This is a genomic window from Shimia aestuarii, from assembly GCF_900114635.1.
In the GTDB taxonomy this organism is placed as follows: Bacteria; Pseudomonadota; Alphaproteobacteria; order Rhodobacterales; family Rhodobacteraceae; genus Shimia; species Shimia aestuarii.
Genome location: NZ_FOTQ01000004.1, coordinates 246,701 through 270,456, shown reverse-complemented (window position 1 = coordinate 270,456; position 23,756 = coordinate 246,701). Strand labels below are relative to the sequence as shown.

Genomic DNA, 23,756 nt, shown 5'->3' with positions numbered 1-23,756 from the left:
ACGCCATTAAATCGATCCAACACCTACTGGGACGGTCCTGAGACAGGGCTGGGACACTTGGGGGTTTCGATCAGCGTCCCAAGGGCGTCCCACATGCGTCCCAAGTGAGGTGGATCGGTATTTCATAGCAGCATCAATAGCTTAAGACATCTGCCCCACTGTCCCACGCGTCTCAGGAATGCGAGGAAAGAAATAATTTTCTTCATTCCTCTAAATCCTTCCGATCGGGGAAGATGTTCGCCTCGAGGCCATCGACCACGTGCCGACCCCGTGCCGTGATCAGCCAGCCCTGACTGTTGCCGAAGGGATGCTCAAGATATTCCTCGATGATGCAGTGCTTCGCGTGACGGTTGAACGTCGACTTAGACACGTCCAACAGGTGTGACATGTCGCGAACCGAGCCAGTGAGCCACAGACCTTCATGTCCTTGCTGCACATGTGGCGGCAGCTGGGCAGGGTGATACACCTTCCGAGGCTCGAGCACCGTGCCCCAGGGGTCGGTCACGTATCCACCGACGGCAGGCAAGCCAGCCGCTGCATCGATCGCTGCCGACACGGCCTTCAGCAGGCTCCTGGCATTGTCTGATGCCATCACCTCGTGACCTTCGCCGATGCTCTGCCCGATGCAGCCGACCGCGACATCATAATCATCCAGGGTCGCAAGGATGTTGCCCTCCGCATCTGTATCCCGCACCAGGCGGTGCACCAGGGCCGAGGCCTTAATGATGTCGAGGATCGAGCGGATGTCGCGTCTGATGCGGACCGTGTGGGCCGGTAATGCCTGGGCAAGCTTCGCCGCGAACGGCACCTTCACCCTGGTCGCTCCAGTCCTCAGCCACTCCCCGAAGGCATGCCATTGGCTGATGTCGGTCTGTCCGAGTGCGGTGCCTTCAGCAACACTGGCAATGGCTTCCATGATCGCCCGAGACTGATCGGAACTTTCGTCCAGCCAGTTCGACAGCATCCTGGTCTCGATCTCGTTGTCCAAATGCGCCCTGGTCGTTGTCGTGATCAGACCTGTCGGTCCTTCCTGGGTGATGATGCGGGTTTCGAACTGGCCTGTCTCCGGGTTCTTCTCGACCACCGCGTGACTGAGGAATCCCTTGGAGATCATCACCCGCAGCATCTCCGCTACATCGTTCTTTTCACCGTCTTGCCTAGCCAATGCTTCCCCTTCCTCGAGGTAGATGAAGCGGTGACTGAGCGACCCCTCGGGCAGGTAGATCAGCGACTTCGCCGACATGGAAGTCAGTTCAAAGACGAAGCTCTCGGGGAAAAGTCTTGTGACCATTTCCGTGGTGTAGCTCTTGCCGGCCGAGGACTGACCGCGATTGATCAGATTGACCGGCTTGTCCATCACGGCCGTCGCCACGCAGAGGAACACCGTGTTCGCCACATGCCGTTCACCGACCACGTTCAGGGCGGTCAATGCCTTGTCCAGTTCGCCCAGAGGATCAGCCGCAATGTGTCGACACTGACCAAGCAAGGCATTCTGCCGGCGGACAGTCTCCCTGGCTGCCTCTGCAGCCCTCTCTTCGACAGTCAGGCCGTTATCGACCGCAACGGGCATCTGCGGCACAAGGGCGGCCCGTATCGCCCCGCGTCGGGCATCCCAGTCACCGATCGCGGATTTCAGGACGGGACGGGCCTCTTTCTTGCCGATGCCGAGGACACGGGTCACATCTGGCAGGGTCAGAGGCACGGCATCCCAAGTGACACCTGCATACGTAACCAAGCATTCGCCCCAGGCCTTCATCGGCTCGGCATTGCCGGCACGGTTCACATCTCGCATCCACTTAAGCAGCCCGTTGACTGATGCCTGCAGGACCTGGCCCTGATCATCGATCAACCCGATCGGGTCCACATACTGGATGCCCTCGGTTTGGGTACCACCCAGAAAGCCGATCACGGCATCATCATCAACCACGGGCTCCACATTCAGCCAGGCGGCCAGCTGGGCCGCTTGCTTGACCCCTTCGGCCTCTGCGGCCTGTCCGGCCGCCCAGTCCACTGAGACCGGCATGGGGACCGTCCCCAGGCCGATCAGCTCATACACCGAGCCACGATCGCCACCGCTATGTGCGAAGCTGTGGATCACCGGACGGGCCTGGTCTGAGTAGATCATCGCCACGGTCCGAGCACCGGCATAGTCGGGCTCGAGCGGGTCGCAGCATGCCTTGCCGTGATATGCGGTCGGGTCTGCCAGTATCTCGCCAACCGAGACCGGCTTGCCGTCCACATAGATCAGGAAGTCGCTGTAGAGCTTGCCGCCCTGCAGGGCCGCCTCGGCCAGTGTACGGGCCGCCTCGATCGTTATACCCCGTGCCTGGGCGATCTCACCTGTACGGTCATCGAGATAGACCGAGCGTTGCTTCTCCATCTGGGGCAGCATCTGCAGCCGGGCCTCGGCCAGGTGCACGGCCAGATCGGTCCGTTCCTGCTCGGTCAGGTCCGGGATCACCTGTCGCGTGTCGATCACCTCGACCCCTGGCCGATGCAGGAATGCCTTCGACTGGCTGACAGGTGCCGTGACATGTGCCTTCAGGTAGACGGGCTGTGACGGCACCTTAAGGGCCATGTCTACATAGGACCTGGGCAGGAAAGCCCCAGTCTGGCTGATCCTGTGCCTGGCATGGCCTGCCAGGATTGACCGGACATGCAGGGCCTCGAGGGCACGAGACACATCGGATGCATCGAGGGGGTGCAGGTATGTATGCAGGCCACGGATGCCGGTGGTTGTGCCAGCAAGCTCCACATTCGAGCTCGAGGATGTGGTCTGCAGGCAGGCATAGGCATCAAGGCCTGCCTGGGCATCACATAGGGCCTCCCAGACATCATCCATGTCGTTTACCGCATCGCTGTCGATCACCATCAGCCCAGGCCCTGCCGACCAGGAGAGATCAGCATTCGATCGGGTGATCAGGGGCAGCTGCGTCATGGGATCGACCGTGTTACCGGCCGCCTCGAGCTCTGCGACCCGACCCGCATAGAGGGCGGCCGCTTGCGGGTGCCGACTGATGCCTTGGGTCAAGTGCGTCCCGGAGCTTGCCGCTTCCATCCAATGCTGTAGCTCGGCAAGGGTGCCGATCGAGACGGTCTCATAGCGGCTGTGGATGATGCTGCCTCGGGTCGCCTTGACCAAGCTGCCGTCTGGGGCCTGGCTGAAGTATTTGCCCGGTGCGGGCGCGGTCGGATCGACATGCGTGAAGCAACCGACCGACATCGGCAAGACGGGCCCTGCATACGGCAGCGGCACAGGGACGGTCTCAGCCTCCTGCAGCTCGGCCTCGAAGTCAGCCACATCCAGGGCCTCCACCGGCTCGACCTCGGCCTCTGCGGCCGCCTCGAGCAATGCCTTCGACTTAGCCAGGGTGCGACCCAATGCGGCTGATACGCAGCTGCAGAGGCCACTGCCCGTGAAGCCGTCGCCTGACCAGGCACCCGTTGCCGGGTCGAAGCTCATGCTGCCGTTGATGTGGATTGTGTCACCCTCGGCCCGAACATTGTCGGGACCGAGGACCGATGCCAGGAGCTCTTCAGCACGGGGCAGCAATTCGGCGTCTAGCTGTTTTGTTGCGGGACGTGCCATCACGCGTCCTTTCTTATGTCTTGGGGATAGCCGGCGAAGGCCAGCTCAGGGCCCAGCTGATCAAGCATCCAGGCCTGGATGTGTGCCTTGCGGTGGCGGGGGTCATCGATGCCTTCGACGCGTATCTCTCGGATCGCATAGGTCGCCGCACCAGCTCCATCCAGGCCGGCCGCGATCCAGGTCTCGCAGCCCTCGGGCGTCTTGGCCTGATCGAACGAAGGGAAGTATGAGGCATCCCCTTCCTCAAGCCGCATGACCTGGGGCTCACCGCCGGCCGTGAACAGGCGTTCAAAGACCCTGGCTAGGATCGCCCTGGCTCGATCGGTCTCCACCATCCGCAGCCGGCCGGTCTCATAGTCGAGGCAGTTGGCCGCCGCGAGCCGTGCCAGACGCTTCGCGTCCTTCCGCATTGCGCGTCTCAAATTTCGGTTAAGCTGCATTAGACCACCTCCATCTCGATTGCCTCGAGAACCTCGTCCGCAGTGCGGATGCCGGTGGGGGCAGACAGCTTGAGCTCCTCTTGCAGGTGCCGTCGCCAGGTCAGCTGCCTCGGGTCGTAACCGACCAGGACCTGCAGGTATGGCTCGGTCGTCAAGGCCGCGTAAGCAATCGAGCGATAGACTGCCGAGGTTGTCTCGCCGGATTCCGTGCCGAAAACTTTGACGCTGGTCAGCGGGCAGGCTCGGCCGAAGCGGATGCCGAGGTCACGTGGGAAGATGCGGTTCGCCATGTCGACCGACCGGCGGGGCAAACGAGCGAAGCTCCACTCTGGCAGGTCCCGGACCTTCGACGGGTCGTCGACTTCGATCTCGATCAGGCCGTGATGGCGGAGCCGCTTGACGAGCCGGGTGAAGGTGATGTCGCTCTTGTTTCCGGGGCGATCTGTGTACGTGCTCATGCTGCACCGCCTTCGACCAGGCGGTCGATGTCGGAGCTGCGATAGCGGATCGCCCGGCCCAAGCGGACATAATCAAGCTGGGCGAAGGCGCCTTCGCCGGCTCGGCCTTTCTTCAATGTGTCTGGGTGGACGGACAGGCGATCGGCCGCCTGTCGCGTCGTTAGCAGATGCGATGCATCTTGGATCGTGTCGGGCATTACAGGGCTCCTTGAAGGATTGAAAGTCCCTCAAGGCTGCCGATTGCGGACCGCCTATAGAAAGCCGCCCAAAACGCCTATTTCACGTCCTATCCTCCCGCCTTTTTCACCACTCGAGGGTCGACCTTATGCAGGCCCGCATCTTGGTGGCTGCCGGTCCCGTGGATCATCGCCTGGACGGTCTTGAGACCGGCATCCCCCCAAAGCCGGCTACCTCGCAAGGCATTGAAGATCTCAGTCGGGCCCGCTGTGCGTTGGAACTTGCCGTCACCGGACGGCTCGAACCAATGCGGGTGGCGGTCGAGCCAGCTCTTCATGTCGGCGATCCGCAGCTGTTTGCGTTCGCTCGCAGACGGTTCATCCGCGACCGAGACCTCGACCGCAATCCAGGCATAACCAATCGCCGGCACACTGATCCGACTCCGAAGCCAGTTCCACGATCCGTTGGTCAGGTGCTCGAGCGGGATGTCCCGTCTTTGCAGCGGATCGCTCTGCGGCATGCCGGTCAGGGCGATACCGCCTGCCTCGATCTCCCGCAGCAGATCGAGGGGCGGGGCGCGGTCAGCCATGCGGTCGATGTCGTCCGTGTGCCAGGAGCGGGCCAGGTCCTCTTCATCAACCAGATGCATCAACTCGGGCAGCCGGTCTCGGTCGACCAGGACGGTCAGGAGCCACAGAAGCGGCCGAGGGCGATACATCAGCTGCAGTCGGATGTCTTGGTCAGTCCCGATCATTTCAGCAGCTCCCGCTCGACTTGCAGGGCCGCCTCGGCCTTACGGTCCTCGAGGTCGCCAAGGTAATGCTTGTCCGTGACATCCTTTTCTATGCTGTGCCCGACCAGCCGCTTCAGCATCCCTTGCTCGACCCCGGCACGTTCGGCGGCCTGGATATAGGTGCGTCTGAGGTCATGCACCGTGACGCGGATGCCTGTCTTGGCCTCGATCTTGCCGAGGGCTTTGCGAAGGTCGTTCACCGGGCCGTCAGACTTCCAGGATGGAAAGACCCACGTCTCGGATGCCCCTGCCTGGTGGTCGAGGAGCTGCCTCAGGCGGGGCGTGATCGCCTTGCCGAAGGCCTTGCCGTTCTTCACCCGATCACCCGGCAGCCGCAGCCAGTCGCCTTGCACTTCGCTCCATCGCAGCTGCGACATCTCGCTCGACCGCATCCCGGTCAGCAGGATCGCCTCGAGTGCCACGAAGGGTACATCAAGAAGCGGCCCGGCCTCGGCCGCAAGAGCACGGCATGCCTCTAGCCAGTCGCCAATGCGAGCGGCCGGAATGTGGCCGTCCTTGGCCTTAGGGGCCGCCCAGAGGCTCTTGCGGGGCCCCGTCTGCATTCCCGACCGCACCGGGTTGATCTGCGGCCGGTTGGCCTGCTCGTGCATGTAAGCCCAGGTCTCCCAGATCGCCCTGAGGCAGCGGCCGTAGGTCGATGCGGTTCGGGTGGTTAGCTGGCACTCGGAGATCGAGGCCTCGAAGGCCTTCCGCCACCCCTGCCCCGTCAGCTCGGCCACTCGGGCCGGGATACGATCGCCAAAGGCTGCCAGTGCATAGGTGTATTGCTTCGCAGTCGAGGGCCGCAGCTCGGCGATCGCAATGTGCTTCTCGAGGACCTCGGCCCATGTCATGGCCGCCAAGTCATCGGCAGCCGCATCGGCCTTCTCCTGGCCGTAGGACCCGTCAAGGATCGACGCCATGATCTCGGCCGCCTTCTCCCGCAACGGGGCGATCTTGGCCTTCTCGTGCCAGTCGGCAAGCTTGATCCGGTAGAGCTCTTTGCGGACCCGCTTCTGGAAATAGAAGGCCCATGCCCCGTTCTGCATCCGAAGGCATAGGCCTGGCTGCCCCAGGTCATGGACATAGAACGATTTGCCCTCCGTCTCTTCGACAAGCTGTCGCAGCCTGGTGATCGTGAAGTTGACCTTGATCGATCCCTTGGGCTTGGCCGCTGTCGGGTGCAGCGGTATGACTTTCTCTGGTGTCGGCATGGTATTCCTCTTCTCTCCTGCCGGCATCTCGGGTGTGGCGGTTGCCGCCGCCGCACCCACCCGGCCCCTCACGACCAGTTGACTGTTCAGCCCAGATATAGCCATCAGGCAACTCTCAGGCAACTCTTGAAATACCTTTCAGTCACCCTCCATCCCCCTCCATCACCCTCGAATTGAGTAATATCAACTATTTGTGACTGTAATCCATTGATAGCAAAGGGGTAAAATTGAGACTGTTAATCAATTGGTCGTAGGTTCGATCCCTACCGCCGGAGCCAAAGTTTCAAGAACTCAGTGTGAAAGCACTGGGTTCTTTTGGTTTTTCCAGATCATATCGGCACAATCTCGGCAGGAAATGACCTGTTTCCCGGCATCACAACGCCATTCCATTTGGCCATGCTTCCTTCACCAATGCGGCGCAGCTGAAACGGATCGGCGGAAGATAATGAGAAAGCAGATAGATGCCTTATGTGACGAACACCAAACCGACTCCACGCCAAGAACCGGAAAAGAAAGATCAGAATCCGGGCACGTCAAAACAAAAACCTGTCAAGAAATACGTGTTCACTGACTGGGCCATGATCTGACAGTATTGCAGGCGCGGCTACATGGATTAATCTGGCCCACATGACAGACCCCGTCTCCTCGATCCGCAATCTTGGTCCTGCCTTCGAACAGGCATGCAATCGGGCTGGCATTCACTCAGCCCAGGAACTTCGTGCGCTGGGGGCGGACACTGCCTACACCCAACTCCTGAAAAGTGGCGCCAGGCCGCACTTCATCGGGTACTACGTGCTCGTGATGGGTCTGCAGGGCCGGCCGTGGAATGATTGCAAAGGCAAGGAAAAGGCCGCCCTGCGCAAACGTTTTGATGCAATCAAGGCCGCAGCCCACGACAAAGGCCGCTCCGAACTCGAAGCGGCCCTCGACAGGATCGGCGTCATTGAGAAACGCCCCTGATCTTTCTTTTTCCGGAAGAACCACGGGGGTGTGGGGGCTGGCCCCCACTTGGGCATGTGTGTCGGGGTTGCGCCCCAACATCGGCCGGATCGCGTTAGCTATCCGAAACCCTTAGCCCACCAGTTCCAGGCCCGAGAAGAAATATGCGATTTCAACTGCGGCTGTTTCAGGAGCGTCCGAGCCGTGCACCGAGTTCTCGCCAACTGACTCGGCGAATTCGGCGCGGATGGTGCCGGGTGCCGCGTCGGCTGGGTTGGTTGCCCCCATGACTTCGCGGTTCTTTGCAATCGCGCCTTCGCCTTCCAGAACCTGCGCAACGATCGGAGCCGACGCCATGAATTCGCACAGCTCGTCATAGAAGGGGCGCTCTTTGTGCACGGCATAGAATTCGCCGGCTTGCGCCTTGGTCAGGTGAATGCGCTTCTGGGCAACGATGCGCAGACCGGCTTCCTCGAACTTGGCATTGATCTTGCCAGTCAGGTTGCGGCGGGTGGCATCGGGTTTGATGATCGAAAAGGTGCGTTCCAGCGCCATTGTGTATCTCCTTTTTAAGCGGAGCGGCCTGCTCCACTGATGTTCGAATTGGCGCTCCGATAACATGGGTTCTCCCCCATGAAAAGCGATGATTGACGCCGCTCTCTTGTTCAGTCAAACGGTCTCACATGCTCAAGATTTCAGATATCAGCTACTCCGTCGAAGGCCGCCCCCTGTTTCAAGACGCTTCCGCCACGATTCCCCCCGGTCACAAGGTGGGACTGATCGGTCGTAACGGGGCTGGCAAAACCACGCTTTTCCGCCTGATCCGTGGGGAACTGGCCCTTGAAGGCGGCTCGATCACCCTGCCCCAGCGCGCGCGCATCGGTGGTGTGGCTCAGGAGGTGCCCGGCAACGAAGTGTCGCTAATTGACACGGTGCTGGCCGCCGACACCGAACGCGCGTCCCTGATGGCCGAAGCCGAAACGGCAACCGACTCCAATCGGATCGCTGAAATTCAGACCCGACTGGCCGATATTGATGCCTGGAGCGCAGAGGCCCGCGCAGGTTCCATCCTCAAGGGCCTTGGCTTTGACCATGCCGAGCAACAGATGCCCTGCTCCGCCTTCTCGGGCGGATGGCGGATGCGCGTTGCCCTGGCGGCGGTCCTGTTTTCACAGCCCGATTATCTGTTATTGGACGAGCCGACAAACTACCTTGATCTTGAAGGGGCGCTTTGGCTGGAAAACTATCTGGTCAAATACCCCCATACTGTACTGATCATCAGCCACGACCGAGAGCTTTTGAACCGTTCCGTCGGGGCGATCCTGCACCTTGATGAGCGTAAACTCACCTACTACTCCGGCCCCTACGACCAGTTTGCCCGCCAACGCGCTGAACAGCGCGCCGTGCAAACCGCAGCGGCCAAAAAGCAGCAGGCTCAGCGCGAACATCTTCAGGCCTTCGTGGATCGTTTCAAAGCCAAGGCCAGCAAGGCCAAACAGGCCCAGTCGCGCGTCAAGATGCTCGAAAAGATGACGCCGATTACTGCACCGGAAGACGCGGCCCGTGTCGTTTTCACCTTCCCAAAACCAGAGGAACTCTCGCCGCCGATTATTGCCGTGGAAGGCGGATCGACTGGCTATGGCGATACGGTGGTGCTCAAGAACCTGAACCTGCGCATCGATCAGGACGACCGCATTGCATTGCTTGGCAAAAACGGTCAGGGCAAGTCCACGCTGGCCAAACTTCTGTCCGGTCGGCTCGATCCGTTGGGCGGCAAGATCACAACCTCCAGTAAGCTGCGGATCGGCTTTTTTGCCCAGCATCAAGTGGACGAACTTTACATTGATGAGACCCCGATCCAGCACCTGATGCGCGAACGTCCCAGCGAAGGACAGGCCCGGCTGCGCGCCCGCCTTGCCGGGTTCGGACTGGGCGCCGCTCAGGCGGAAACCGAAGTCGGGCGTTTGTCGGGGGGGCAAAAAGCCCGCTTGTCTTTATTGCTGGCCACGCTCGACGCACCGCATCTCCTGATCCTTGACGAACCGACCAACCACCTTGACATCGAAAGCCGTGAAGCGCTGGTTGAAGCGCTCACGGCCTATTCAGGAGCCGTCATTCTTGTCAGCCACGACATGCACCTTCTCACGCTGGTCGCAGATCGTCTGTGGCTGGTTCAGGGTGGCACCGTTAAACCCTATGAAGAAGACCTTCCCGCCTATCGCAAACTTCTGCTCAGCGCTGACAAACCCGCGGGTAAAACCAAGGAAAAACCCGCCCCCAAGCGCGCCTCCCGCACGGATATTCAGGCCCTGAAGACCGAAATCCGCAAATGTGAAGCGCGTGTGGAAAAGCTCAACGAAATGAGCGAGAAGCTGGCGAAAAAGCTGGCCGATCCGTCCATCTACGAGGACGGAAAGCAGGGTGAATTGGAAATCTGGCAGCGCAAATACGCCGAAGTCCGAGACGCACAGGACCGCGCCGAGGATTTGTGGATACGCGCCCTGGAAAAACTTGAAAAAGCCGAGAGCTGAGGGCTAGGGTTCCCGATGGACACGTCTGCGCTGATAACCGCCTTCGTCACGCTCTTCGTGATCATCGACCCCATTGGGTTGATGCCTTTGTTCGTGGCTCTGACTCAGGGTGTTCCGCCCGCGCAGCGCCGTGCCATTGCCATCCGCTCCTGCCTAATCGCTTTTGTCCTTCTGGCAATGTTCGCCTTTCTGGGCGAGGCCGTCCTGGGGTTCGTGGGCATTTCCATGCCTGCCTTCCGTATTGCCGGCGGCGTTCTCCTGTTTCTGACTGCGCTTGACATGCTATTCGAACGACGCAGCAAGCGTCGCGAAGATCAGGCTGGCGATGCGGACGAGGAAGATCACCCTGATCCATCGGTTTTCCCGCTGGCCATTCCGCTGATCGCGGGACCGGGTTCGATCGCGACGATCATCCTCCTGTCCGGTCAGTACCCTGGAGTGCAATCCACGTTCCTCGTGCTGGGCGTTGCCATGGCGGTTCTGGTCGTGGTGCTGGGTCTTTTCCTCATGGCCGGACTTTTTGAACGGGCGTTGGGGCGCACCGGCATCAACGTCGTCACCCGGCTTCTGGGCATGTTGCTGGCGGCCCTAGCGGTTCAGTTCATCCTGACGGGGCTGCGCGATTTTGGTTTTGTCACCTGACCCTTCCCGACAGATCCATTCACGCCTATATGCTCCTCATGAGCAATATCGAAATCGGAAACCTCGCCTATCTCGTCCTCCTGACCGCCGCCGTTGGTTTCTGGTTTTTTGTCAGCAATCGCAACTCTTTGGGAAAGACGCTCCAGCAGGCCGTTATCTGGGGGCTGATTATCCTCGGCATGATCGCGGTCGTCGGCCTGTGGGACGATATCCGCTCGACGGTCAGACCCACGCAGGCGGTCTTCTCCGATGCTGGCAGGATCGAGATTCCACGGGGGCAGGATGGCCACTATCGCCTGACACTGGAAGTGAACAACACACCGGTCACGTTCATCGTGGACACTGGCGCGTCCGATATCGTTCTGAGCAAACAGGATGCGCGCCGGGTGGGGTTCAATCCGGACGACCTGCCCTATTATGGGCGCGCTATGACGGCAAACGGAGAGGTGCGCACCGCACCGGTCCGGCTTGAGTCCGTTTCACTGGATGGCATCCAAGACCGCAACATTGCCGCCCGCATCAATGGTGGCGAGTTGCAGCAATCCTTGCTCGGCATGTCGTATCTTCAACGCTACGAGCAGATCACGATCGCAGGCAATCGCATGATCCTCATCCGCTAGCCGCGTCTAGCCGCTTTCCGCCTTCTTCTGCCAGGCACCGCCTTCTTCGCTCCAGTATTGAGCGCTGCAGCCTGCATCCACCAGCGCCTTCCATTGCCCCCGTGCATGCTGGACCGCGTCCGGGTCGTGTCCATCAAACAGGATACACACCCGCTCAAGCGCATTCACTTCGTCTGCCGCAACATCCGCCCCATCAATCGCCATGACACAGGAGGCATTGTTCGGGCGCGCATCGCCAGAGGTCAACAGGACTGGCTGCAAAGCGTCGTGGGGGCCGCCTTCGAGCCCATGTGCCAAGAAACTCTCGTCGCCCAGCAACCAGAGTTTCTGGTCGAGCCACTCCATGCGCTGCGGATCCTGTCCGCGCACGGCGATTTTCCAGCCCGCCCCACGCGCCTTTTCAATGAGGCGCGGCAAGGTCGCCTCCAGCGGCGCACGGGTCAGATGATAGAAATAGGCTGCGCCCACGCCTCTATTCCCCGGTTTCGAACTGGTCCGCCACCAGCCGGTTGAGCGCCATCACTCCCCATCCCGTTGCCCCCTTCGGCGCATAGGCGGTGTCGGTTTTCACGCTGGCAACCCCGGCAATGTCGAGGTGTATCCACGGCACGCCCTCCTGAACAAACCGGTGCAGGAATTCGGCCGCCGTCACCGACCCAGCCGGACGCCCCCCGGTGTTTTTGAGATCGGCAATACGCGACTTCAGCTGATCGGCATAGGCTTGCCCAAGCGGCATGCGCCATGCGCCTTCATTCTCGCTGTCCGCAGCTTTGAGGAATTGATTGCACAAAGCGTCGTCATTGGCAAAAACACCTGCTTTTTCATGTCCTAGACCGATGATAATCGCCCCTGTCAGCGTGGCCAGATCAATCATCGCAGCCGGTTTGAACCGATCCTGTGCGTAATGCATCACGTCACACAACACCAAACGCCCCTCGGCATCGGTGTTGATCACCTCGATCGTATCGCCTTTCATTGACGTCACCACGTCCCCCGGACGGGTCGCGCGCCCTGAAGGCATGTTCTCGACCAGACCGACAAGCCCCACGACATTGGCCTTGGCCTTGCGCAGCGCAAGCGCGCGCATCACACCCGCCACAACACCGGCGCCGCCCATATCCATGGTCATATCTTCCATGCCGGCCGCCGGCTTGAGAGAAATGCCGCCGGTATCGAAAACGACACCCTTGCCAACAAGCGCCAGCGGAGCGGCCTCCTTGTCACCGCCATTCCATTGCATCACTGCCACTTTGGACGGGCTGTCCGATCCTTCCCCAACCGACAACAGCGCGCCCATCCCTAGGTCTTCCAAGGCCCTTTCTTCAAGGATTTCGACCTCAAGACCAATGCCCCGCATCGCCTCCAGCCGCGCTGCGAACTCACTGGTTGTAAGAACATTGGCCGGTTCATTCACCAGATCACGGGTGAAAAACACTCCCTCTGCAACCGCCAGGAGTGGTTCCGCTGCTGCCGAAACTTCTTCGGGCTTGGAGACCATGAAGCGCACTTTGCGCGCGTCCGGGGCAGCATCGGCGGTCTTGTGGTCGTCGAAACCATAGTCGCGCAGTGCCAAACCCATTGCAATTTCAGCGGCTTTCGGGTGATTTCCCGCCAGAACCAGCACGTCTTTGCCGCCCCGCTGCTGCGCCAATTTCGCGCCTGCCTTGCGTGCCTCTTCGACGGTACAACGACGCGGAAGGAAAACCACGTCGACGGCCTGCGCCGCCAACCCCATCGGCCATGCAAGCGCGGCATGATCCCCGACCTTGGCTTCTTCTCCCTGCGCCGCGCGCATGCGCTCGATGGCGCCCCGGCTCAACCGGTTCACGCGTCGCGCTTCCTGGCCCAGGTTCCCCTCCAACGGAACCAACACGCAAATCCGGCCTTCTGCTGCCGCCACAGCATCTAGGTTTGTCTCCTCAAAGGAAATGCTCACAGGTTTCGACACGTCTCAACTCCCCTACATTTTGCGTGAGTCCTAGCCTGCGCAGACTGTATTTGCCAGATAGCAGTTTTCCCAGTGTTCCAATTCCTCTAATGTTCGCTCAAAACAAGATGCTTTGGGGGATTCTTGGGCAGTGAGCAGATTCGACAGATATATCCTGTCGCAGCTCCTGACTCTGTTTGGCTTTTTTTCACTGGTTCTGGTGTCGGTCTACTGGGTCAATCGCGCTGTCGTCCTGTTCGATCAACTGATCGCCAGCGGTCAGAACGCGACCGTCTTTCTTGAACTCACGATCCTCAGCCTGCCGAACGTCATTCGCTTGGTGCTGCCCATGTCCGTCTTCGCTGCAACGGTCTACGTGATCAACCGTTTGAGCAGCGAAAGCGAACTGACCGTGATGCAGGCCACCGGGTTCAGCCCCTGGCGCCTCGGGCGGCCCGTTCTGTATTTCGGCATCATTGTTGCGGTGATGATGTCAGCCCTCACTCACTTTCTTGTCCCGGCCAGCCTTGTCCAGCTCACCGAGCGCCAAAAGGAAATCGCCGAGAACGTTACGTCCCGGCTGTTAACAGAGGGAACTTTCCTTCACCCGACTTCCGGTGTCACATTCTATATCCGCGAAATCTCCAATGATGGCGTTCTGCGCGACGTTTTCCTTTCAGACCGGCGCAACCCGGCGCGCACGACAACCTACACAGCGGAAGAGGCCTATCTGGTTCAGGACGACTCCGGCCCCAAGCTGATCATGGTCAGCGGCCTTGCTCAGGTTCATTCAACCAAAGATGGACGTCTGATCACCACCAATTTCTCGGATTTCTCATACGATATCGGTACCGTAATAAACCGCGATGCCAAGCCAAGACGCGAAATCAAACACCTTCAAACCACCGAGTTGCTTTTTGATAGCTATAGGCTCGCGCGAGAAACGAATATCGACCGGGGCGTCATTGTCTACGAAGGTCACGGCCGCTTTGCCCAGGCCCTTTCCACAATCGTCTTCCCGTTGGTCGGATTTGCCGTGCTGCTCGTCGGAGGGTACAGCCGCTTTGGCGTCTGGAAACAGATTCTGATCGCCTTTGTCCTTCTGGTCATTCTTGAGTTGACAAAGAGTGCCATGACAGACCCGGTACGCAACCATCCGAACATGTGGCCTCTTGTTTATGCTCCGGCATTGCTCGGCACCGTCCTGATCTTCGGCATTATGCGCTTGGCATCGAATCCGATCCATTGGCGGCGGAGGTCCCGCGCATGACCATTCACTTCTATTTCGCCCGCAAGTTTCTTTGGATCCTGCTTGGCCTGTTGGGCATCTTCTTTGTCTTGATGGCGCTGATTGACTTGATGGAACAACTGCGCCGTTTCGATGTCGATCAGGTTGGCTTTTCGTCCGTCGTGTTTCTAACGCTGCTCAAAACGCCGGAGGGGCTTTATCAGCTTCTGCCGCTCATCATCATCCTGGCAACAATCACTCTCTTCATCAGCCTGGCGCGCACGTCCGAATTGGTTGTGGTACGTGCGGCCGGTCGTTCGGCCATTCTTTCCCTACTGTCCCCCGTGACCGTGGCGCTCATGATTGGTATCTTGGCTGTCACCACACTCAACCCGCTCGTGGCCGCGACCAGCGTGCGCTACGACGAGTTGTCCGAACAAATGCGCGTCGAAGGACGCAGCGCCCTGTCGTTGTCCAGCGAGGGCCTCTGGCTGCGTCAGGGGGGCGCTCAAGGCCAGGCGGTCATCCACGTGGCACGAAGTGATCCGGATGCGTCGATCTTCTATGACGTCACCATCGTGAGCTATGCCAAGGATGGCGGCCCCAAGACGCGCATTGAAGCCGCTTCTGCGCAGCTCCTCGAAGGCGCCTGGGAATTGCGTGACGCCAAGGCCTGGCCGCTCGTGCACGGTATTAATTCCGAATCCAATGCGCGTGAACACGAGGTCTTGCGCCTGCCCAGCACTTTGACCCCCGACCGCATTCGTGACCGCTTTGGCACACCGTCCGCAATTTCCATTTGGCATCTTCCCGCCTTCATCGAAGAACTGAAGGAAGCCGGGTTTTCCGCCCGTCGCCACATAGTCTGGCTCAACATGGAACTTGCCCAGCCACTGTTCCTGATGGCCATGGTCCTGATCGCCTCGGCCTTTACCATGCGCCATACGCGCTTCGGCAATACTGGGGTTGCCGTGCTTGTTTCAGTTCTCATTGGTTTCGCCCTCTATTTCGTACGAAACTTTGCTCAGATCCTGGGGGAGAACGGGCAGATATCGGCCACATTGGCGGCCTGGGCGCCACCTGTTGCAAGTGTCATGTTGGCACTGGGTTTGTTGTTGCATATGGAGGACGGATGAACGCTGCCACCCGTTTTCTGTCCGGCTGTCTGCTGTCGGTCTCTTTGGCGTTTTCCGCCGGGGCTCAGACTGTTTCCGACCCCGGAAACGTCATGCTTGTTGCAGACCATGTTTATGTGTCGGGTGAATCTGTCCTGACGGCGCGCGGCCATGTCGAGGCCCTCATGGACGACGTGCGCCTGATGGCGACCGAAATCGAATATGATGCCAATGCCGACAAGATCACCCTGAAAGGCCCCATCCGGATTATTCAGGGGGACGAGGTCACGATTATTGCTTCTTCAGCCGAGCTGGACAGCGCCTTCAACAACGGGCTACTTCGCAGCGCTCGTATGGTTCTTGACCAACAGGTGCAACTTGCCGCCAACCAGCTCAACCGCGTGGATGGTCGCTACTCGGTGCTCAGCAAAACCAGCGCGTCCTCGTGTCGGATCTGCCAAACCGGAGAGCCGCCCCTCTGGCAAATCCGCGCCCGGCGCGTTGTGCACGACCAGTTGGAGCGCCAGCTCTATTTTGACCACGCCAGCCTTCTGATCCGGGACGTCCCGGTACTCTACTTTCCGCACTTACGCCTCCCGGACCCCACGCTGGATCGGGCCACAGGCTTCCTGATCCCGACCGTGCGCACCACGAGCCAGTTGAGCTACGGCCTCAAGATGCCGTATTTCATTACCCTCGGAAATCACCGCGACATCACCCTGACGCCCTATGTCTCCTCCGAGACAAGGACGCTAGAGTTCCGGTACCGCCAAGCCTTCAAAAAAGGGCGGATCGAACTCAATGGAGCCGTGTCCGACGACACGATCCTGCCCAACAAGACCCGCGGCTATCTCTTCGCCGAAGGTCGTTTCGACCTGCCACGCGACTTTAAACTCAGCTTTGATCTCAAGGCCGTCAGCGATGACAGTTACATCACTGACTACGATTATTCGGATGACGACCGCCTGGTCAGCAATATCACCGTACAGCGGTCCTACCGTGACGAGGCCACGCGCGTTGCATTGCTGCACTACCAATCTCTTCGCCCGAATGAAGATAACAACACTTTGCCGACACTTGTTGCGGTAGCCACCACCGAACGGCGGTATTTCCCAAACGCGATTGGCGGCGAACTGCGCACAAATGTTGAGTTGCACGGCCACCAGCGCCGGTCCGACGCCGATATCGTGGGCCGTGATGTGGGACGCGCCCATGCTGACGTGTCCTGGCGGCGAAACTGGATTCTGCCAAGCGGTTTGCGCACTGGCGTCACGAGCGAACTGGCCTTTGACGCGTTTCACACCAACAACGACTCGACCTACCCCGAATACGCCAGCCAACTAACCCCAACCGTTGCGGCCCATGTCCGCTATCCCATGAGCAAGACCGGCTCGGATGGCGCCACCTATGTCATCGAACCCGTCGCCCAGATCGCCTGGACCGGCGGCAGTAATCTTGACGTGGCCAATGACGAAAGCACCCGCGTCGAATTTGATGAGGGCAACCTTCTCGCCTTGTCTAGATTTCCTTCATACGACCGCCGCGAGCGCGGTTTGGCGGGCGCTGTCGGGCTGAACTGGTCTCGTTACAGCGCGGCAGGCTGGCAGGGCAATCTCACGATTGGCCAGGTGTTCCACGAAGAGGACCAGGTGGATTTCACCCGGACATCCGGTTTGGACGATGTCGTTTCGGACCTATTGCTCGCCGGGCAGATCAAAACCCGTAATGGTTTGTCCTTCACCGCGCGCACGATCTACGACTATGACGCCGGTATCAGGAAAGCCGATGCGCGGGTCGGCTGGAGCAATAGCAAGCTCTGGCTGGACGGACGTTATGTCTGGCTTGCGCCGGACGTGGCCGAAAACCGAACATCGACCCTTTCGGAATGGGCGCTGGACAGTCGCTATCGCCTGGCACGCCACTGGACCGGCCTGTTTGATTGGCGATACGATGCCGGCAACAACAAGACCGCCGAAGCGGGTGTCGGGCTGGAATACCGCAACGAATGCGTCAAGGTCGAGCTTTCGGTCTCGCGCCGCTTCTCAACATCCACTACGGTGCAATCGAGCACGAGTTTTGGCCTGACGGTCGCCTTGCTGGGCTTCTCGGTCAAATCGAGCCAGAAAAGTTACGACCGCACCTGCGGCTAGACGTAAATGAGCAGGAAGAACCACATCATGATATCCCGCCTTTTCACTGGAATAGCAGCCGTTGCTTTTGCTCTGTTCACGACTCAGACCGCGCAGGCGCAAAGTGCATTTTCGCCTGCCATCATCGTGAACGACCGGGTCGTCACATACTACGAAATCGAACAACGCGCTCTGTTGCTCGCGATCATGAACACGCCGGGCGATGTCCGCAAACTGGCGCGTGAACAGCTGATCGAGGACCGGCTCAAGCTCGAAGCCGCCGAAATTGCCGGCATCACCCCAAGTGAGGACGGTATTCAGGCCGGTATTGCAGAGTTTGCGCAACGCGTGAACATGCCGCCCGAAGACATGATCAAGGCGCTGGCCGCGGAAGGTGTGGACGAGGAAACCATGCGGGCCTTTACATTTTCGGGACTGGCCTGGCGCGGCGTGATCCAAACACGGTTCGGATCGCGGGTTCAGATTACCGAAGAGGAAATCGACCGGGCCATTGCCTCGAACAGCGGCGCTGGCGGAATCCGCGTGCTCCTGTCTGAAATCGTTATCCCGGCCACGCCCCAGACCCGCGAACAGGTCACGTCGCTGGCCACGCAACTCTCACAGATCCGCTCGTTTGCCGATTTCGAAAATGCCGCGCGAACATATTCTGGCGCCCCGACGAAACAGGACGGCGGCAAGATCGACTGGATGTCGATCACCAACCTGCCTCCGCAGTTGCGCCCGCTGATCTCGGCGCTTGGCCCCGGAGAGGTTACCGATCCGGTGCAGCTTCCCAATGCGGTTGCGATCTTCCAAATGCGGGGCATCGAGGAAACCGGGCGCCGCGCCCCCTCATATTCGGCAATCGACTACGCGATGCTCTACATTCCCGGCGGACGCACCCCGGAAACACTCGCCCGCGCACAGGAAATCCGCGACACCATTGACCGCTGCGACGATCTTTATGGTCTCGCCAAAGGGCAACCTGCCGGAACACTTGTGCGCGAAGCGCAAGCCCCCGGAAAGATTCCGCGCGATATCGCGCTCGAACTTGCCAAGCTTGATGATAACGAAGTCTCGACCGCACTTACGACGGCCAACCGCCAATCGTTGATTTTCCTGATGCTTTGTGGCCGCACCGCGCAGCTTGGCGAAGAGCTTTCCCGCGAAGACGTCGCCGGTGCCCTCCGCCAACAGCGCCTTCAGTCCTTTGCAGACAGCTATCTTGAACAATTGCGCGCCGACGCGATCATCGTCGAAAAATGACCGTGGCCCCCATTGCTCTCACCTGCGGTGAACCCGCAGGTGTCGGTCTGGAACTGGCCGAGAAAGCCTGGCGGGCCCTGCGCGACGAGCTTGCGTTTTTCCTTATCGCCGACCCGGACCACCTGCCGGGCACGGTGCCAGCGACGTTCATTCAAGATCCCAGCGAAGCGCGTGCCATCATGCCCAACGCTTTGCCCGTGCTGCCACATCCGTTTTCTGGCAAGGCCGTACCCGGTGAGCCCGACCCGGACAATGCCGAAGGCGTTATCGAGGCGATCGCGCGTGGGGCTGACCTCGCGATGTCCGGTGCCGCGTCTGCTCTCTGTACCGCGCCAATCAACAAGAAGGCGCTTAAGGTTGGCGCCGATTTTCCGTGGCCCGGCCATACGGAATATCTTGCCTATCTGGGCGATGTCGAAAACGTGGTTATGATGCTCGCCAGTGACGAGCTGCGCGTTGTGCCGACCACCATCCACATCCCGCTGTCCGATGTACCGGCGGCCCTGACGCCGGACCTGTTGCGCCAAACCATCAGCATTACCGCAGAGGGGCTGCGCGCGCAGTTCGGCATTCCGAACCCGCGCATCGCCGTGGCCGGCCTCAATCCGCACGCCGGCGAAGGCGGAACTATGGGCCAAGAGGATGCTACGATCCTTGCACCGATCATCGAGGGATTTCGCGCCGAAGGGGTCGATGTCACCGGCCCCCTGCCCGCCGATACCATGTTCCACGCCGCCGCACGAGCCCGCTACGATGTCGCGATCTGCGCGTATCACGATCAGGCACTCATCCCGATGAAAACGCTGGCTTTCGATCGCGGGGTCAACGTGACGCTCGGCCTGCCATTCATCCGCACGTCCCCAGACCATGGAACCGCCTTCGACATTGCCGGGAAGGGCATCGCCGCCCCTACTAGCACCATCGAAGCCCTGCGACTCGCCCATCGCATGGCATCGCGCGCCTGACGAACGTACGCGCGTCGGATCAACGGCGCTCCAGACGCAGCCGAATGCCATCTTTGGAGCGTACCGTCAGATAGGCCACCGGCACAGGCGAAGGCCCCTCCGGGGTGATCCGAAAATGTCGAAGGATCATGGAGAGGATCAGCGGCCCCTCGACCATCGCAAAGCCGGCCCCGGTGCAAACACGCGGCCCCGCCGAGAACGGCATATAGGCATCCCGTGCGCATTGACGGCCGTTCTCGGTCTGCCAACGCGTCGGATCGAACCCGTCCGGGTTTTCCCACAGCCGTTCATGCCGGTGCAGGTGCCATGGTGACAGCACCATCTGAGCACCCGGTCTGATCTGCCGACTCCGGAACGTCTCGGGACAGGTCGACTGGCGCACCATCATTGGTACTGGGGGATAAAGCCTCAACGCTTCGCGAAATACATCCCGGCTTACTTTCAAACGGGAGACCGCCGAAAAGCTCTCCTCCAAATCAACGGCCTCTGCCGCGATCTTTTCCTGCCAATCTGGGTAAAGCGCCATGAGATACAGCGCCCATGCCAAGGCGGAGGCGCTGGTTTCATGACCCGCGAGAAAGAAGATCGCCACCTGGTCGACCATCTCGTCCGCGTCAAACGTATCCCCGGTTTCCGGATCCCGCGTCGTCATGATCTTGGTGGCAAGGTCATCCGGCGCCGTTCCGGCACGAATAGCCGCCATACGCTCTTCGGTCAGCTGTTTGATCAACCCCCGAATCGACGCAGCCGTCGCCTTTGTCTCTGCACGAAAAAACCGCGGCACCCACCGAGGCAGCGGCACAAAAGCCCCAAGATTCAGAATGGGCTGACTACGCTGGTAGTCACGGAACTGCGAAAACACCTGACTGGCGATCTCGTGCTCGATCGGGATCGAAAACAACGTGCGGAAAATGACGTCCGCCGCCGCGTGGCTGGTTTCTTCCTCGATCTCGACAACCTGCCCTTCAAGCTTTGCAAGACGCGCAACAGCGGCTTCGCTCGCCGCCCACATCGCGCCAAACGTGTCGCGCAGCCGCCCGCCTTCAAAAGCCGGATCTATAATCCGGCGCTGACGCTTCCAGACGTCACCATTGGTCAGGAACACCGAGTTTCCAAGCAACGGGCGCAATCCCTCACTGATGCGGCTCGACTTGGGAAAATCATCGGGACGTTCCTTGAGCACCGTCTTGATCAACTCGGGTTGGTTCAAAAGGTAGGATCGGAAGAACGGCGTGCGAAACTCGGCCATCCAGGCGCGGTATAGCTTTGCTGGCTGCGCGGAAAGAATGTCCTCGCGAAACAGCTTAACGTATTGGCGCAAGGATACCTTTTCGGGCCTCGAAGCGGGCTTTGGCGGCAATGTCATGGTGCGATTTGCGGAAACTTGTTTACCGCCCCCTCAATCCTAGATTTCGACGGGCTGCGCCCTTCGTATCGCGCCGCCAGCGTTTTCGGACCGGCCGTAATGCGGAAGTAGTCATAGTCACCCGGTCGATCGAAGGCGCAAAGATACTGGAAATGCAGCCGGAAAAACCGCCACCGCAGCTCTTGCCAACGCTCGGGGCTCAGCGTCTGGGTAAAAGCTGCCGACACCACAAGCGGCCAACGCTTGTCTTCTGGCGCGACACCGCTCACCGACACGGGATCACACAATGCAAAGGAACAGCCATCCCCCGGCGCCGTCACATCCACCCATGTCAGTTCAGTGCGCGCCGACAAGTAAGCAAGATCCGCCCGCAACCGAAAGGCGCGCGGCAGGAAAGACACCATCGGCACGACCTGCCCCAAACTCAGGAAAGACAATGCCGGGCCATCCTCGGGCACCAGTCCCGCCCGGATGACATCCGACAGGATCGACACCGCCAGATGCGCACCCGACGAATGACCGACGACCAGCACCTCATCGACATCCTCTTTCAGGGCCGCTGCGATCCGCGCACCGAACTCGGACATACGCGCCTCGAGCTCAGGAGGGTTTTCCCCTTTGCTTGCCGCCGAATAGGCATAGTCATGCATGAGGTAGTAGGCAAAGAACTTGCCGTCCATCTTGCGAAACCACATCAGGACTGGCGGCACTACGGCAAGCCCGGCAAAGCCGACCCACCATGGAAGGAAAAGGGCAATCGCCTGACCCAGACCCCAAGCCATCAAAAGCGCCAGGGCCAATTGCCCAATCAGGAACAATACAGGGTAAAGCGCCGCGATCACCGGCCCCTTGCGCAGCTTCATCAACCGCCAAAGCGCGCCACTTCCAATATAGGTCCATGCTGTACGGGCCAGTTGCACATAGGTCGCCTGAATCGTGTTCGACATGCTGTCCCGCACGATGTCCGACCAGACCAGCACCTCGACATTAGTCTCGGTTTCACCGCCTTCGATCCGCCCCGAGACATGCCAGCCATACGGCCCGCTTCCCGGCTTCTTCGCAGCCAAATCGATCTCATATCCCGAGATGTTCGCCTGTTCGGCGCCTTCCGTGCGATAAAGCTCGCGATAGCGCCTTGGATGAATGGGATCATAGCCGGGAATGTAAAACACCCGGCGGCGACGCACGATTACGTTGCTGCTCTTGCCCATTTGCCTGCCCTTTCTTTTCTGGCAGACTACCTCACTTCTGGGGCAAGAATAGGCCCCTAACCAAGCGTTGCCAAGGCAGGGAATGTCTCAAGCAACCACCAGCTAAAGGTTGAGAATGCGCCTGTTACCAACATGATACCGACAAACAGAAGCAATCCGCCCATGATTTTCTCAATCAGCCCCATATGGCGTTTGAGCTTGTTCATCACCCCCATGGCCCGACTGAGAAAAATCGCGGCCAAAAGGAAAGGAATACCCAAACCAGCCGCATAGACGCCAAGCAAAAGCGTGCCCCGCGTCACCGACTGTTCTCCGGCCGCCATCGACAGAATTGCCCCCAGCTGCGGCCCGATACAGGGTGTCCAGCCAAAGGCAAAGGCCAGGCCCAGAACATAGGCCCCAAAAGCCGACCCACCGGACTCCCCGGCATCAATACGCGCTTCGCGATCGAGGAAAGGAATGCGGAACACATTAAGGAAGTGCAGGCCGAAAATAATCACGACGACCCCTGCAATCTGCCCGAAAAGCGTTTGATTCTGCAGGAAAAACGCTCCGAACGCCGACGCCGTGAACCCAAGGAACAGGAACACGGTCGAAAGTCCCATGACAAAGAACAGCGCCGCTATGATAGCCTTGCGCCGCGCCGCGTTTTCGTCGGTCAACTCGGCCATGCTGACCCCGCTCATATACGCGAGATAGGGCGGCACGATCGGGAGCACACAGGGGCTGAGGAACGAGATCACGCCTGCAACCAGCGCGACCAGCATGGCGGGGATCAGGCCCGCGTCGATGATATCGATTCCGAACATGGCTCACCCTTATCCCATCCCAAAACCAAGGTCACGTGCACACCCGGTCACAGCTGCGTCACATCCCGGTTTACAGAACAAATCGCGCGGAATATGTCATTGTCATGGATCATGAAATCGACGCAATTGGACTCCTGTGCCCACTACCAGTCCTTCGGCTACGCAAGCGGATGATGCCGCTTGCGTCCGGCACCCGTATCCGCCTGCTCGCGGATGACCCTGCCGCCATTATCGATGTCCCGCATTTTTGCAACGAATCCGGACATATGTTCCATGGCATGAGCGAACAGGACGGTCACATGATCTTCATCGTCGAAAAGCGATAGCGCAAAAGAAA

At 59.8% G+C, this 23,756-nt stretch carries 22 protein-coding genes; 10 read left to right on the top strand and 12 right to left on the bottom strand.

Annotated elements, in window-relative coordinates; genetic code table 11:
- Positions 1–202 precede the first annotated feature (202 nt).
- The 6 genes from BMZ35_RS12270 to BMZ35_RS12245 form a co-directional block, all read right to left on the bottom strand.
- A complete protein-coding gene (locus tag BMZ35_RS12270; RefSeq protein ID WP_093094141.1) occupies positions 203–3,589 on the bottom strand; it encodes a hypothetical protein in 3,387 nt (1,128 codons plus the stop codon).
- On the bottom strand, positions 3,589–3,999 hold the full coding sequence (locus BMZ35_RS12265; protein ID WP_093094140.1) for a hypothetical protein: 411 nt from the start codon (positions 3,997–3,999) through the stop codon (positions 3,589–3,591). The genes BMZ35_RS12270 and BMZ35_RS12265 overlap by 1 nt, the downstream gene beginning before the upstream one ends.
- A gap of 29 nt (positions 4,000–4,028) precedes the next feature.
- Complete coding sequence (locus BMZ35_RS12260; protein WP_093094139.1) at positions 4,029–4,487, bottom strand: hypothetical protein; 459 nt, start codon at positions 4,485–4,487, stop codon at positions 4,029–4,031.
- Complete coding sequence (locus tag BMZ35_RS12255; RefSeq protein WP_093094138.1) at positions 4,484–4,684, bottom strand: helix-turn-helix domain-containing protein; 201 nt, start codon at positions 4,682–4,684, stop codon at positions 4,484–4,486. Before BMZ35_RS12255 ends, BMZ35_RS12260 begins: the two co-directional genes overlap by 4 nt.
- 89 nt (positions 4,685–4,773) lie before the next feature.
- Positions 4,774–5,382 carry a hypothetical protein gene (locus BMZ35_RS12250; protein WP_165610069.1) on the bottom strand — a complete coding sequence of 203 codons (609 nt, stop codon included), beginning with the start codon at positions 5,380–5,382 and terminating at the stop codon, positions 4,774–4,776.
- 32 nt (positions 5,383–5,414) lie between these two features.
- Positions 5,415–6,671, bottom strand: coding sequence for a tyrosine-type recombinase/integrase (locus tag BMZ35_RS12245; RefSeq protein WP_165610068.1), 1,257 nt, complete (start codon positions 6,669–6,671; stop codon positions 5,415–5,417).
- A gap of 627 nt (positions 6,672–7,298) precedes the next feature.
- On the opposite strand from BMZ35_RS12245, the gene BMZ35_RS12240 reads away from it, so the two are divergent.
- Complete coding sequence (locus BMZ35_RS12240) at positions 7,299–7,631, top strand: TfoX/Sxy family DNA transformation protein (RefSeq protein ID WP_093094135.1); 333 nt, start codon at positions 7,299–7,301, stop codon at positions 7,629–7,631.
- 111 nt (positions 7,632–7,742) lie between these two features.
- Here BMZ35_RS12240 and ndk read toward each other — a convergent pair whose 3' ends face one another.
- Entirely contained in the window at positions 7,743–8,165 is a 423-nt protein-coding gene (gene ndk, locus BMZ35_RS12235) for a nucleoside-diphosphate kinase (protein WP_093094134.1), read from the bottom strand.
- A 128-nt stretch (positions 8,166–8,293) separates the two neighbouring features.
- On the opposite strand from ndk, the gene BMZ35_RS12230 reads away from it, so the two are divergent.
- Genes BMZ35_RS12230 through BMZ35_RS12220 form a run of 3 tightly spaced genes read left to right on the top strand, consistent with a single transcriptional unit; the run spans position 8,294 to position 11,403 of the window.
- Positions 8,294–10,141, top strand: a complete 1,848-nt coding sequence (locus BMZ35_RS12230; protein WP_093094133.1) for an ABC-F family ATP-binding cassette domain-containing protein — start codon at positions 8,294–8,296, stop codon at positions 10,139–10,141.
- 15 nt (positions 10,142–10,156) lie between these two features.
- The gene (locus tag BMZ35_RS12225) at positions 10,157–10,783 is read left to right on the top strand and encodes a MarC family protein (protein WP_093094132.1); all 627 of its coding nucleotides are present in this window, start codon (positions 10,157–10,159) and stop codon (positions 10,781–10,783) included.
- Between the two features lie 38 nt (positions 10,784–10,821).
- Complete coding sequence (locus BMZ35_RS12220; protein ID WP_093094193.1) at positions 10,822–11,403, top strand: retropepsin-like aspartic protease family protein; 582 nt, start codon at positions 10,822–10,824, stop codon at positions 11,401–11,403.
- Positions 11,404–11,409: 6 nt separating this feature from the next.
- On the opposite strand, the gene BMZ35_RS12215 is transcribed toward BMZ35_RS12220, so the two are convergent.
- Together BMZ35_RS12215 and BMZ35_RS12210 are read right to left on the bottom strand one after the other, a co-directional pair.
- Positions 11,410–11,871 carry a DNA polymerase III subunit chi gene (locus tag BMZ35_RS12215; RefSeq protein ID WP_093094131.1) on the bottom strand — a complete coding sequence of 154 codons (462 nt, stop codon included), beginning with the start codon at positions 11,869–11,871 and terminating at the stop codon, positions 11,410–11,412.
- Positions 11,872–11,875: 4 nt separating this feature from the next.
- Positions 11,876–13,351 (bottom strand): leucyl aminopeptidase, encoded by a 1,476-nt coding sequence (locus BMZ35_RS12210; protein ID WP_093094130.1) that lies wholly within the window; start codon positions 13,349–13,351, stop codon positions 11,876–11,878.
- Positions 13,352–13,481: 130 nt separating this feature from the next.
- Between BMZ35_RS12210 and lptF the strand changes: the two genes are divergently transcribed.
- From lptF to pdxA, 5 genes are read left to right on the top strand one after another with little or no spacing between them, the layout of a single operon-like run.
- The gene (lptF, locus tag BMZ35_RS12205) at positions 13,482–14,600 is read left to right on the top strand and encodes an LPS export ABC transporter permease LptF (protein ID WP_093094129.1); all 1,119 of its coding nucleotides are present in this window, start codon (positions 13,482–13,484) and stop codon (positions 14,598–14,600) included.
- Positions 14,597–15,694 (top strand): LPS export ABC transporter permease LptG, encoded by a 1,098-nt coding sequence (gene lptG / locus BMZ35_RS12200; RefSeq protein ID WP_093094128.1) that lies wholly within the window; start codon positions 14,597–14,599, stop codon positions 15,692–15,694. Before lptF ends, lptG begins: the two co-directional genes overlap by 4 nt.
- Positions 15,691–17,823 (top strand): LPS-assembly protein LptD, encoded by a 2,133-nt coding sequence (locus BMZ35_RS12195; RefSeq protein ID WP_093094127.1) that lies wholly within the window; start codon positions 15,691–15,693, stop codon positions 17,821–17,823. Before lptG ends, BMZ35_RS12195 begins: the two co-directional genes overlap by 4 nt.
- Positions 17,824–17,850: 27 nt before the next feature.
- A complete protein-coding gene (locus tag BMZ35_RS12190; RefSeq protein ID WP_242654779.1) occupies positions 17,851–19,068 on the top strand; it encodes a peptidylprolyl isomerase in 1,218 nt (405 codons plus the stop codon).
- On the top strand, positions 19,065–20,033 hold the full coding sequence (gene pdxA / locus BMZ35_RS12185) for a 4-hydroxythreonine-4-phosphate dehydrogenase PdxA (protein ID WP_093094125.1): 969 nt from the start codon (positions 19,065–19,067) through the stop codon (positions 20,031–20,033). Before BMZ35_RS12190 ends, pdxA begins: the two co-directional genes overlap by 4 nt.
- A gap of 19 nt (positions 20,034–20,052) precedes the next feature.
- Here pdxA and BMZ35_RS12180 read toward each other — a convergent pair whose 3' ends face one another.
- The 3 genes from BMZ35_RS12180 to BMZ35_RS12170 are packed head-to-tail and all read right to left on the bottom strand — an operon-like array spanning position 20,053 to position 23,419.
- Entirely contained in the window at positions 20,053–21,399 is a 1,347-nt protein-coding gene (locus BMZ35_RS12180) for a cytochrome P450 (protein WP_093094124.1), read from the bottom strand.
- Complete coding sequence (locus BMZ35_RS12175; RefSeq protein ID WP_093094123.1) at positions 21,396–22,610, bottom strand: hypothetical protein; 1,215 nt, start codon at positions 22,608–22,610, stop codon at positions 21,396–21,398. Before BMZ35_RS12175 ends, BMZ35_RS12180 begins: the two co-directional genes overlap by 4 nt.
- Positions 22,611–22,666: 56 nt before the next feature.
- A complete protein-coding gene (locus BMZ35_RS12170) occupies positions 22,667–23,419 on the bottom strand; it encodes a cytochrome c biogenesis CcdA family protein (protein ID WP_093094122.1) in 753 nt (250 codons plus the stop codon).
- Between the two features lie 104 nt (positions 23,420–23,523).
- Between BMZ35_RS12170 and BMZ35_RS12165 the strand changes: the two genes are divergently transcribed.
- Entirely contained in the window at positions 23,524–23,745 is a 222-nt protein-coding gene (locus BMZ35_RS12165; protein WP_093094121.1) for a sulfurtransferase TusA family protein, read from the top strand.
- The last annotated feature ends 11 nt before the right edge of the window (positions 23,746–23,756 follow it).